At 72.8% G+C, this 11341-nt stretch carries 12 protein-coding genes; 3 read left to right on the plus strand and 9 right to left on the minus strand.

Features of this window, described 5'->3' with window-relative positions:
- Positions 1-29: 29 nt before the first annotated feature.
- The 6 genes from CCS38_RS33040 to CCS38_RS33065 all read right to left on the minus strand — a co-directional run bounded on the left by CCS38_RS33040 (position 30) and on the right by CCS38_RS33065 (position 6403).
- Entirely contained in the window at positions 30-245 is a 216-nt protein-coding gene (locus CCS38_RS33040) for an EF-hand domain-containing protein (protein ID WP_223737027.1), read from the minus strand.
- An 82-nt stretch (positions 246-327) separates the two neighbouring features.
- The gene (gene uvrA, locus CCS38_RS33045; RefSeq protein ID WP_223737028.1) at positions 328-2832 is read right to left on the minus strand and encodes an excinuclease ABC subunit UvrA; all 2505 of its coding nucleotides are present in this window, start codon (positions 2830-2832) and stop codon (positions 328-330) included.
- A gap of 60 nt (positions 2833-2892) precedes the next feature.
- Entirely contained in the window at positions 2893-4131 is a 1239-nt protein-coding gene (locus tag CCS38_RS33050; RefSeq protein WP_223737029.1) for an NAD(P)/FAD-dependent oxidoreductase, read from the minus strand.
- A complete protein-coding gene (locus tag CCS38_RS33055) occupies positions 4128-4322 on the minus strand; it encodes a ferredoxin (protein WP_223737030.1) in 195 nt (64 codons plus the stop codon). Before CCS38_RS33055 ends, CCS38_RS33050 begins: the two co-directional genes overlap by 4 nt.
- Before the next feature lie 48 nt (positions 4323-4370).
- Positions 4371-5591, minus strand: a complete 1221-nt coding sequence (locus CCS38_RS33060) for a cytochrome P450 (protein WP_223737031.1) — start codon at positions 5589-5591, stop codon at positions 4371-4373.
- Positions 5592-5782: 191 nt separating this feature from the next.
- Positions 5783-6403: a TetR/AcrR family transcriptional regulator gene (locus tag CCS38_RS33065; protein ID WP_223737032.1), complete on the minus strand. Its 621-nt coding sequence runs from the start codon at positions 6401-6403 to the stop codon at positions 5783-5785.
- 132 nt (positions 6404-6535) lie between these two features.
- On the opposite strand from CCS38_RS33065, the gene CCS38_RS33070 reads away from it, so the two are divergent.
- Positions 6536-7549: an aminoglycoside phosphotransferase family protein gene (locus tag CCS38_RS33070; protein WP_223737033.1), complete on the plus strand. Its 1014-nt coding sequence runs from the start codon at positions 6536-6538 to the stop codon at positions 7547-7549.
- Between the two features lie 37 nt (positions 7550-7586).
- Here the strand turns inward: CCS38_RS33070 and CCS38_RS33075 are convergent, their stop codons facing one another.
- The 3 genes from CCS38_RS33075 to CCS38_RS33085 all read right to left on the minus strand — a co-directional run bounded on the left by CCS38_RS33075 (position 7587) and on the right by CCS38_RS33085 (position 9835).
- Positions 7587-7934 carry a DUF1330 domain-containing protein gene (locus tag CCS38_RS33075; protein ID WP_223737034.1) on the minus strand — a complete coding sequence of 116 codons (348 nt, stop codon included), beginning with the start codon at positions 7932-7934 and terminating at the stop codon, positions 7587-7589.
- A 156-nt stretch (positions 7935-8090) separates the two neighbouring features.
- Entirely contained in the window at positions 8091-8738 is a 648-nt protein-coding gene (locus CCS38_RS33080; RefSeq protein ID WP_223737035.1) for a CE1759 family FMN reductase, read from the minus strand.
- Positions 8735-9835, minus strand: coding sequence for an LLM class flavin-dependent oxidoreductase (locus CCS38_RS33085; protein ID WP_223737036.1), 1101 nt, complete (start codon positions 9833-9835; stop codon positions 8735-8737). The genes CCS38_RS33080 and CCS38_RS33085 overlap by 4 nt, the downstream gene beginning before the upstream one ends.
- A 227-nt stretch (positions 9836-10062) precedes the next feature.
- Here CCS38_RS33085 and CCS38_RS33090 point away from each other — a divergent pair, with 227 nt between their 5' ends.
- Together CCS38_RS33090 and CCS38_RS33095 are read left to right on the plus strand one after the other, a co-directional pair.
- Positions 10063-10848 carry a triose-phosphate isomerase family protein gene (locus CCS38_RS33090; protein WP_223737037.1) on the plus strand — a complete coding sequence of 262 codons (786 nt, stop codon included), beginning with the start codon at positions 10063-10065 and terminating at the stop codon, positions 10846-10848.
- 21 nt (positions 10849-10869) lie between these two features.
- Positions 10870-11328 (plus strand): RpiB/LacA/LacB family sugar-phosphate isomerase, encoded by a 459-nt coding sequence (locus tag CCS38_RS33095; RefSeq protein WP_223737038.1) that lies wholly within the window; start codon positions 10870-10872, stop codon positions 11326-11328.
- Positions 11329-11341 lie beyond the last annotated feature (13 nt).

Genomic DNA, 11341 nt, shown 5'->3' on the forward strand with positions numbered 1-11341 from the left:
GGCCGAGCCGGTCGGGCTCGGTTGGGGGGTCAGGACTTCTGGAGGGCGGTCCAGAATTCGTCGAAGGACATCAGGCCGTCGTGGTCGGTGTCGCGGGCGTTGATGACGGCCTCGGCGACGGGGCCGGTGACGTAGGCGTCGCCCATCTCGGCCATCGCGTGCTTGAACTCCTCGGCCGTGACCTTGCCGTCGCCGTTCGCGTCGAAGCGTGCGAATGCGGCCTTGGCCTGCTCGATGTCTGCCACGGGGTGCCCCCTTCATGCGGTGCTGTTGTGGTGTCGTGGGTAACCGACCCGGGTACATTAACCGACCGTCACCAAAGGCCGGTCATGGCCTTCTCCCGTCCTCGCCAAGGCGGGCCAGCGCCCGCGCCAAGTACGGCGCCGTGCAGCTGTCCTGAGCCGCCGCCACCTCGGCCGGCGGGCCGGACGCCACGATCCGGCCGCCGTCGGCGCCGCCGCCCGGCCCCAGGTCGATGACGTGGTCGGCGCCCGCGACCACGCCCATGTCGTGTTCCACGACAATCACCGTGTTCCCGGCGTCCACCAGCCCGTGCAGCTGGCGCAGCAGTACTTCGGTGTCGGCCGGGTGGAGGCCGGTGGTGGGCTCGTCGAGGAGGTAGAGGGTGTGGCCGCGGCGGGCGCGCTGGAGTTCGGTGGCGAGCTTGATGCGTTGCGCCTCGCCGCCGGAGAGTTCGGTGGCGGGCTGGCCGAGCCGGAGGTAGCCCAGCCCGACGTCCTGGAGGGTGCGCAGGCTGCGGGCAGCGGCGGGGACCTCGGCGAGGAAGTCGGCCGCCGCGTCCACGGTCATCTCCAGGACCTCGGCGATGTTCCGGCCCCGGTAGGTGATCTCCAGGGTCTCGGGGTTGTAGCGGGCGCCGTGGCAGGCCGTGCAGGGCGCGTACGTGCCCGGCAGGAAGAGCAGTTCGACGGCGACGAAGCCCTCGCCCTGGCAGGTCTCGCAGCGCCCGGAGGCGACGTTGAAGGAGAAGCGGCCCGCTTTGTATCCGCGGGTGCGCGCCTCGTCGGTGCTTGCGAAGACCTTCCGTACGGCGTCGAACAGGCCCGTGTATGTGGCCAGGTTGGAGCGCGGGGTGCGGCCGATGGGCTTCTGGTCGACGCGGACGAGCCGGTCGATGGCGTCCAGGCCCTCGACGGCGGCCAGTTCGGCCGTCGGGCGCGCCTCGTCGTCGTCCTCCGGGCCCTGGCCGCCCTGCCGCTCCCGTACGGCGTCCGCGAGTACCTGCGTGACCAGGGTGGACTTGCCCGACCCGGAGACGCCGGTGACGGCCGTGAAGACCCCGAGGGGGAACTCCGCGTCCAGCCCCCGGAGGTTGTGGAGGTGGATGCCGGAGAGGCGCACGGTGCCCGAGGGCTTGCGTGGCTCGCGCGCGCCGTCGTCGCCGCCGGGTCCGTCGAAGAGGTAACGGCGGGTGAGGGACTCCGCCACGTCCGCGAGGCCCTCGACCGGTCCGCTGTGCAGTACGCGTCCGCCGTGCTCCCCGGCGTGCGGTCCGACGTCCACGAGCCAGTCGGCCCGGCGGACGACGTCCATGTCGTGTTCGACGACGAAGAGGGAGTTGCCTGCCTGCTTCAGGCGGTTGAGCACGGTGAGCAGGCTTTCGGTGTCGGCCGGGTGCAGCCCGGCGGAGGGCTCGTCCAGGACGTAGACGACGCCGAAGAGGCCGGAGCGGAGCTGGGTGGCGAGGCGCAGCCGCTGGAGTTCGCCGGCGGAGAGGGTGGGTGAGGGGCGGTCCATGCTGAGGTAGCCGAGGCCCAGTTCGGTCAGCACCTCGATACGGGCGACGAGGTCGCGCGCGAGGGTGCCCGCCACGCTCTCTTCGACCGACCCGCTCGTACCGCTCGTACCGCTCGTGCCGTCCGTGCCGTTCGTGCCGTCCGCCGTCGGCCGCAGCAGCGCGGCGAGCGCCGCCAGCGGCATCCCGGCCAGCGCGGCGATGTCGTGGCCCGCGAAGGTGACCGCGAGCGCCTCGGGCCGCAGCCGCCGCCCGTCGCACGCCGGGCACGCCTCGGACACCAGGAACTGCGCGACGCGCTTGCGCTGCGTCTCGCTCTGGGAGTCGGCGAAGGTGTGCAGCACGTAGTGCCGGGCGCTCTGGTACTGGCCCTGGTACGGCCGCTGGATGCGCCCGGCCTCGCGCACCGGATGCACGGTGACGACCGGCCGCTCCTCGGTGAAGAGGATCCAGTCGCGGTCCCGCTGCGGCAGCTCGCGCCAGGGGCGGTCGATGTCGTATCCGAGCGTGGCGACGATGTCGCGGAGGTTCTTGCCGAGCCAGGCGCCGGGCCAGGCGGCGATGGCGCCGTCGCGGATGGAGAGGGAGGGGTCGGGGACGAGGGAGTCCTCGGTGACGCGGTGGACGCGGCCCAGCCCGTGGCACTCGGGGCAGGCGCCCGCCGCCGTGTTGGGCGAGAAGGCGTCGGAGTCGAGACGTCCGGTGCTGTCCGCCGGGTAGTCGCCCGCGCGTGAGAAGAGCATCCGCAGGCTGTTGGAGAGGGTGGTGACGGTGCCGACGGAGGAGCGGGAGGTGGGGGCCGAGCGGCGCTGCTCCAGCGCCACGGCCGGCGGCAGCCCGGTGATCTCCTCGACCCTGGGCGCGCCGACCTGGTGGATCAGCCGCCGGGCGTAGGGCGCGACCGATTCGAAGTAGCGGCGCTGCGCCTCGGCGTAGAGGGTGCCGAAGGCGAGCGAGGACTTGCCGCTGCCGGAGACGCCGGTGAAGACGCAGAAGGCGTCGCGCGGGAGGGCCACGTCGACGGCGCGGAGGTTGTGCTCACGGGCGCCGCGCACCCGTACGTACGAATCGGTCATGCCCTCCATGATCGGGGACGCCGGCCGGCGGGTCGCACACGCCGGCCGGCGTCCCCCGTCTCACTCCGCGCCGACGGCCGCGAGCAGGCGCTGATGCGCCTCCTCCCACGGCCCCGGCGTGGCGATCACCGCGCGCAGCCCGCGGATCTGCCGGGGCGGCAGTCCGGCGGCGAACACGCCGGTGGCCTGCCCGTCGCGGCCGTACAGCGCGGCCACCTGCCGCTGTTCCTTGTCCAGCAGCACCGTCTCGGCCCGGTCGGCACCCGCGAGCACGCCGTACGCCTGGAGCTTCATGCCGTACTGGTCGGACCAGAAGTACGGGACCGGCGCGAACGGGCGGCGCTCGTCCTCCGAGACGCCCAGCTCCGCGAGCAGGTTCTTCGCCGCGGCCATGGCCTGCTCGGTGGCGTTCATCCGGTGCTCGATCCGCAGGTGGCAGCCGTGGCCCGGGTGGTACCAGCGGGCGACATCACCGGCGGCGTAGACGCCGGGCGCCGCGGCGCAGTACTCGTCGCAGCGCAGCCCGTCGGCGGTGTCCAGCGCCGCGTCGGCACGCAGCCAGTCCACCGCCGGCTCGGAGCCGATGGCGAGCAGGACGGTGTCGGCGTCGAGGGCGGTGCCGTCGGCCAGCCGTACGCCGGTGACCTGTCCGTCCACGGTCTCCACACCGTCGATACCGCCGGTCAACTGGCGTACGCCGTGCCGCTCGTGCTCGGCGGCCAGCAGCGCGCCCACGCCGTCGCCGACGAGGCGGCCCATGGGCAGCGGGTCGCGGCCGACGAGCGTGACCTCGTGGCCGAGCTCGCGGGCCACCGCGGCGGCCTCGCAGCCCAGTACGCCGTTGCCGGCGACGACCAGCCGCCGCGGCGCGCCGGACAGCCAGGTTCGGAGACCGAGGGCGTCGTCGAGGGTGCGGAGCGTGTGGACGCCGGCCGTTCCGGTCGGGCCGGGCAGCGTACGGGCCCGGACGCCGGTGGCGACGATCACGCCATCGGCGGCCAGCCGGTCGCCGTCGGCCAGGGTCAGCGTGCGCGTCCCGGCGTCCAGCGCGGTGGCCTTCGTGCCGAGCCGGAGGTCCAGGTCCAGCGCGTCGAGCTGGTCGGCCGTGCGCAGCCCCAGCCGGTCGGCCTGCCAGTCGCCGGAGAGCAGCTGCTTGGAGAGCGGCGGCCGGTCGTACGGCAGGTGCGGTTCGTCGCCGACCAGCGTCAGCTCGCCGGTCCAGCCGCCGCGGCGCAGCGCCTCGACGGCGGCGAGGCCGGCCGCCGAGGCGCCGACGACGGCGATGCGTCCCACGGTCATGCGTCGACCTGGATGGCCGCGGCGGGGCAGATGGCGGCGGCCTCGCGGACCGCGGCGTGCTGCTCGGCGGGCGGCTGGGCGTCCAGCAGGACGACGATGCCGTCCTCGTCGCGCTGGTCGAAGACCTCGGGGGCCACCAGGACGCACTGGCCGGCGGCGCAGCACTTGTCGACGTCGAGGGTGATGTTCATGGCTTCTTGCTCCTGTGGGGGTTCCTGTGGAGGGGGTGTCGGACGGGATTACCAGGTGACCGGCAGCTCGTGGCAGCCGTAGATCGCCATGTCCGTACGGAAGGGGATGGACTCGATCGGGACGGCGGGCCGCATCGTGGGGAAGCGGCGCAGCAGGGTCCCGAGGACGACCTGGAGTTCGACGCGGGCCAGCGCCTGGCCGAGGCACTGGTGGATGCCGTAGCCGAAGGCGACGTGGTGCTGGGCGTTGGGGCGGCAGACGTCGAGCCTGTCGGGGTCCTCGAAGGTCTCCGGGTCGCGGTTGGCGGACGGCACGGCGACCACGACGCCCTCGCCGGCGCGGATGAGCTGCCCGCCGATCTCGATGTCCTCGGTGGCGGCGCGGCGCGGGCCGTTGCGGATTATGCTGTGGAAGCGCAGCAGCTCCTCCACGGCGCCGCGGATCAGCGACGGGTCCTCGCGCAGCTGCTGTGCGGTCTTCAGCTCGCCCATCATGCTCAGCGCGGTGAGGCCGATCATGTTGGCGGTGGTCTCGTGCCCGGCGACCAGCAGCAGCGCGGCGAAGCCGATGACGTCGTCGTGGGTGATCTCCCCGGCCTGCTGCTGCTCGACGATGAGGCGGCTGAGGATGTCGTCGCCCGGGTTCGCCTCCTTCGCGGTGACCAGGCGGTCCAGGTAGGCGCGCAGCTCCTCGCGGGCCTCGTCGGCCTCCGCCTTTGGGATGGTGCGGGAGAGCAGCTTGCCGGTCAGGCCCTGGAAGAGCGCGTGGTCCTCGTACGGGACGCCGAGCAGCAGGCTGATGACGAGGGAAGGCACCGGGAGCGCGAGGGCCTCGACGAGGTCGACGGAGTCCGCGCCGTTCAGCTTCGCGGCCTGCATCGCGTCGCAGAGCTCGTCGGTGATCCGCTGGATCTCCGGGCGCAGCGCCTCGACCTTCTTGACCATGAACTCGCGGGTGACCATCCGGCGCAGCCGGGTGTGCTCCGGCGGGTCCATGCGGATGAAGCCGCGGTTCTCGGTGGTGGCGCCGCCGGTCATGCCGCTGAGCGGGTAGCCCGGGGTCAGCGTGTCGGAGCTGAAGCGGGTGTCGCCGAGGATCGCGCGGATGTCCGCGTACCGGGTGACGAGCCAGGCCCAGCTGCCGTCGGGCAGCGAGATCTTCTTGATCGGCTCCTCGATCCGCATCCGGCCGAACTCGGCGGGCGGGTCGAACGGGCAGCCGGTGGGGGGTTCCACGGGCAGCGGGGCATGGGGGGAAGTGACGGTCATGTCGCTCCTAGAAGGCACGTACCGCAAGGACGTGCGCCGCGGTGGGACTTCGCCTAACAACCGTAAACTTACATGTGTAATAGGCAGGTAAACGAGCCGGGGGGTGCCTGGAGGGCCGATTAGGTGCTAATTACAACTCAGCGCGGTGCTGGGAGTGCCCTCATGAGACGGACCGGAGTGGTGTACGAGCGTCAGCGCTCCAGCAACAGCTCGAGGATCTCGTCCACGAAGCGGTGCAGGCGTTCGGGATTCTTCGCCGCGGGCAGGACCTGCCAGAGCATCACCCGGCCGTGCACCGCCGACCACAGGACGTACGGCGCCTCCTCCCGGGAGCAGCGCACCCGCCAGCCCGCCTCCTCGCAGGCCACCAGCGCGTCGTGCAGGCCGCGCACCAGCAGCCCCGCCGGGTGCTGCGCCAGCCGCTCGGGGCCGACCGGGGACTGCCGGGTCTCGTAGAGCAGGCGGTACTTCGCCGGATGGTCGACGGCGTACGTGCAGTAGGCGCGCAGCCGGGCACGCAGCCGGGCCACCGGGTCCCCTTCCGGGACCAGCGCGCCGGCCGCCGCCATGTCCTCGACCAGCCGCTCGTAGCTGACCTGCATCGTCGCCCAGACCAGCTCGGTCTTGTCGGCGAAGTGCCGGTAGATGCTGGGCGCCGCGACGCCCGCCTCGCGGGCCACGGCGCGCAGCGACAGCGCGTCCTCGCTGCCGACCTGCTCCAGCAGCCGTTCCGTGGCGTTCAGCAGCTCCTCGCGCAGCCGGTCACCCTGGCCGCGCGGGTTCCTGGGCCGTGCGGCCGGGCTCTCCGTCATGCGCCGTACGCCTCTTTCTCGTCCTGGCGGGCACTCAACAATTTCATACCTCGCCCCGCACCCCGCCGCGCGGCCGCCGCACAGCCCCGATAACCGGCAGCGCACAGCCCCGGCAACCGCTACCGTGCGGCCATGCCTCAGCCCCTGGACACGGACGCCGGGACCGCTCCCTGGCGGCCCGAGCTCTTCCCGCCCGGCCTCCCCGTGGCCGGGACCGTGGCCGCGCACGCCTCCGGCCGGGCCTGGCTGGCCCGGCTGCCGCGGCTGGTCCGCGAGGCCGCCGAACGGTGGGAGCTGCGCCTGTCGCCCCCGTTCCACGGCGGCAGCTGCTCCTGGGTGGCCCCGGTGCGGCTGCCCGACGGCGGCCCGGCCGTCCTGAAGGTGACCTGGCCGCACCGGGAGGCCGCGGGTGAGGCCGCCGCGCTCCGCGCCTGGGGCGGCCACGGCGCGGTCCGGCTGCTCGCCCACGACCCGGCACGCCACGCGCTGCTCCTCGAACGCTGCGCACCGGGCACCACGCTGCTCGACGCGGTACCGGAGACCGACGGGCAGGCCGTTCCCCCGGACACCGCGCTCTCCCCCGAAGAGGGGCTCGACCGCGCCGCCGACGTACTCGACGCCCTGTGGCGCGCGCCCCGGCCTCCGGACGGCGAGCTGGAGACCGTGGCGGCGGTCTGCGCCGAATGGTCGGACCAGGTGCGCGAACGGATGGCCCGGCTCCGGCCGCCGTACGACCCCGGCCTGGTGGAACTCGGCGCGTCCCTGCTGCGCGAGCTGCCCGGCACCGCCCGCCGCGAGGTCGTCGTGCACGGCGACTTCAACCCCGGCAATGTGCTGGCCGCCGACGGCCCGCGCGGCTGGCTCGCCATCGATCCGAAGCCGATGACCGGCGACCCGGGGTACGACTTGTGGCCCCTGGTGACCCAGCTGGACGACCCGTTCGAGTACGACGCACCGGAGGCCCTGCTGCGCACCCGGCTGCGGCTGCTGGCCGACCGGCTCGGCGTACCGCCCGAGCGCGCGGCGGCCTGGGGCGTGGCCCGCTCCGTCGAGAGCGCCCTGTGGGCCGCCGCGCACGACGATGTACCGGGCGGCGGCGAGGAATTGGCGGAGGCCCGGGTGCTGGCCGAGGTCGCCGGGCTGTGAACGACGCACCACGCCGGGCGGGGCGCCGGCAAGGGGTCTAGGCCGCGCCCGCCGCCGCGCGCAGGGCCGCTGCCGTGTGCGCCGCCTCGTAGCCGGGCGGGACGCCCGGGACCAGGAGAACGTCCGCGTCGAGGTGGCGGGTGCGCAGCGGGATGAGCTCCTGGTAGGCGGGCGAGTCGTACCAGGCGCGGGCGCGGTCCAGGTCCGGGAACTCGATGAGGACCAGGTGGCCGGGCCAAGTGCCCTCCCGGACCTCGGCCTTGGCCCCGTGCACCCGGAAGCGGCCCCCGAAGGGGTCGAGCGTCTCCTGGATGCGCTCCATGTAGAACAGCACGTCCTCGTGCCGGCTCTCGCCCTTTATGTGGCCCACGGCGTACGCGCTCATGGCAGTCCCCTCTCCTGATGACCGGACGCCTGAATGCCCGGCCGGCCGCCGGCCGCCCCGTGCGGCCCGCGCTGACCCGTACGTTTCCAGGCCCGGGTCAGCGCGTCGATGACCTCTGAGGTCATGGCCGGCCTGCGGTACGCCCTGCCGCGCGGGTCAGTCGGCGCGCAGCGCGGCCAACTGTTCGGCGAAGGGCACGACGTCGAAGGCGTCGTCGGCCGGTTCGGCCGCGGGTGCCGTGGCCGCCCGCCCCAGGGCCAGGGCGGCCAGCTCCCCCGCCGCCCGGTCGATGCGTTCCGTGAGCGCGCCGCCGGGGCCGCTGCCGCCGGTGCCCCAGTCCTCGGACGCGGCGTACACGGCGGTCGGTACGACCACCGCGCGCAGATACGCGAAGAGCGGGCGCAGCGCGTGCTCCAGGGCGAGCGAGTGCCGGGCCGTGCCGCCGGTGGCCGCGATCAGTACGGACTTGCCGATCAGCGCGGTGTTGTCGATGACGTCGAAGAACGACTTGAACAGCCCGCTGTAGGAGGCGGTGAAGATGGGCGTGACGGCGATCAGGCCGTCCGCCTCCGTCACCGCCTCGATCGCCTCGGCCAGCGCGGGCGACGGGAAGCCGGTCACCATGTTGTGCGCGATGTCGGTGGCCAGGTCGCGCAGTTCGACGACGCGTACCTCCACCGCGCGGGCCGGTTCGTCACCCGCCAGGCGCTGCCGGGTGGCCTCCGCCAGCCGGTCGGCCAGCAGGCGGGTGGACGACGGGACGCCCAGCCCCGCCGAGACGGCCACGATCTTCAGCGGCTTCATTCCGCCACCTCCTCCAGGGCCGCGGCGTCGCGCTCGGCGACGCGTGCCGCGTGCGTCGGCCCGTCCGGCACCTCGGCCGGGCGGTTCTTGGCGAACTCCTTGCGGAGCACGGGGACGACCTCTTCGCCGAGCATGTCGAGCTGCTCCAGCACGGTCTTCAGCGGCAGGCCCGCGTGGTCCATCAGGAACAGCTGGCGCTGGTAGTCGCCGAAGTAGTCCCGGAAGGCGAGGGTCTTCTCGATGACCTGCTGCGGGCTGCCGACGGTCAGCGGGGTCTGCTCGGTGAACTCCTCCAGGGAGGGACCGTGCCCGTAGACGGGCGCGTTGTCGAAGTAGGGACGGAACTCGCGCACCGCGTCCTGGGAGTTCTTCCGCATGAACACCTGGCCGCCGAGGCCGACCATGGCCTGCTCGGGGGTGCCGTGGCCGTACTGCGCGTAGCGGTGGCGGTAGAGCCGGATCAACTGCTGGAAGTGGTGCTTGGGCCAGAAGATGTTGTTGGCGAAGAAACCGTCACCGTAGTACGCGGCCTGTTCGGCGATCTCCGGGCTGCGGATGGAGCCGTGCCACACGAAGGGCGGTACGCCGTCCAGCGGGCGGGGCGTCGAGGTGAAGCCCTGCAGCGGGGTGCGGAACTTGCCCTCCCAGTCGACGACGTCCTCGCGCCACAGCTTGTGCAGCAGGGCGTAGTTCTCGATGGCGAGCGGGATGCCCTGGCGGATGTCCTGGCCGAACCAGGGGTAGACCGGGCCGGTGTTGCCGCGCCCCATCATCACGTCCACCCGGCCGTCGGCGATGTGCTGGAGCATCGCGAAGTCCTCGGCGATCTTCACCGGGTCATTGGTGGTGATCAGCGTGGTGGACGTGGAGAGGATCAGCTTCTCCGTGCGCGCCGCGATGTAGCCGAGCATGGTGGTCGGCGAGGACGGCACGAAGGGCGGGTTGTGATGCTCGCCGGTGGCGAAGACGTCCAGGCCCACTTCCTCGGCCTTGAGCGCGATGGCCAGCATCGCCTTGATCCGCTCGTGCTCGGTCGGCGTCCGGCCCGTCGTCGGGTCGGTGGTGACGTCGCCGACGGTGAAGATCCCGAACTGCATGGTGCCCGCCTCCGTGCGCTGCGTTGATTGACTGCGCCGCGTTAGTTGAATACTGAACTACACCGCCCAACCGTAGCGGGCTCGCGACTATTCCGCACCTTCGCGCACCCTCCGCGCGTCACCTCACTCCAGCGGTACGACCCGGCCGAAATAACACCGATCTCGTGAAGTTCACGCCTTGACTTGTGAACTTCACAGGTGCTTTTGTTTTAAGCATCATGAATGACGTGATCCCTGACCGCCGCCCCGTGATCGGCGTCTCGCTGAAGCTGTACTTCGGTCTCGCCGAGACCCGGAAGTGGCTCACGGACGTCGCCGCGCTGGCCGGCACCGCCGCGCTCGGCGCACGCAACGTGGACCTCTTCGTCCTCCCCGCCTTCCCGGCCCTGGCCGACGCCCGCGAGGTGCTGGCCGGCACGGGCGTAGCCTTCGGTGCGCAGGACGTGCACTGGGCCGAGTCCGGCCCGTGGACCGGCGAGGTGTCCGCCGGGATGCTCGCCGAGGCCGGAGCGACGTACGTCGAGGTGGGGCACGCCGAACGGCGCGCGTACTTCGGCGAGACCGACGAGACCGTGCGCGCCAAGACCCGCGCCGCCACCGCCGCCGGGCTGGTCCCCGTCGTCTGCGCGGGCGAGCGGGACGGCGCCGATCTCGGGGCGGCCGTCGAGGAGACCCTCACGCAGGTGCGGGCCGCGCTCGCGGGCGCCGTGCCCGGCAGTGCGGTGGTCATCGCGTACGAGCCGGTCTGGGCCATCGGCGCCGCCGATCCCGCCCCCGCCGATCACGTCCTCGCGGTGGCCGCCGCGATCCGCGCGTGCCTGGACGAGCACGACGTACGCGGCCGCCTGATCTACGGCGGCACCGCCGGCCCCGGTACGTACGCCCGGCTCTCCGCCGGGCCCGTCGACGGCCTGTTCCTCGGCCGACTGGCGCACGACACCGAGGGCCTGCGCCGCGTCCTCGACGAAATCGCCCCTGTCCGAACCGCCCTGAACCGCTCCGAACCGGTCTGACCGCTCCCAGGGAGAACACCCATGACGTACCGCATCGCCATCGGCTGTGACGACGCCGCCTTCGAGATGAAGGACGCGATGATCGCGCATCTCACCGAGCGCGGCTACCCGGTCACCGACCTGAGCGCCACCGCGGGCGAGGACTACCCGGACGTGGCCGAGCGGGTCGCGCGCAGCGTCGCCCGGGGCGAGCACGAGCGCGCCGTCCTCGTGTGCGGCACCGGCATCGGCATGGCCATCGCCGCCAACAAGGTGCCCGGCATCCGCGCCGCGCAGATCCCGGACAGCTACAGCGCCGAGCGGGCCCGCAAGTCCAATGACGCACAGGTCGCCTGTTTCGGCAGCCGCACCATGGGCGTGCACGCCGCACTGGTATGCCTGGACCACTGGCTGGTCTCCGACTTCGCGGGCGGCGGTTCGGCGCCCAAGGTGGAGAAGATCAAGCAGGTCGAGTCCCGTAACCGCGCCATCCCCGCCTGAAACCGCCGCTCCC

Source organism: Streptomyces purpurogeneiscleroticus (assembly GCF_020024005.1).
Lineage (GTDB): Bacteria > Actinomycetota > Actinomycetes > Streptomycetales > Streptomycetaceae > Streptomyces > Streptomyces purpurogeneiscleroticus.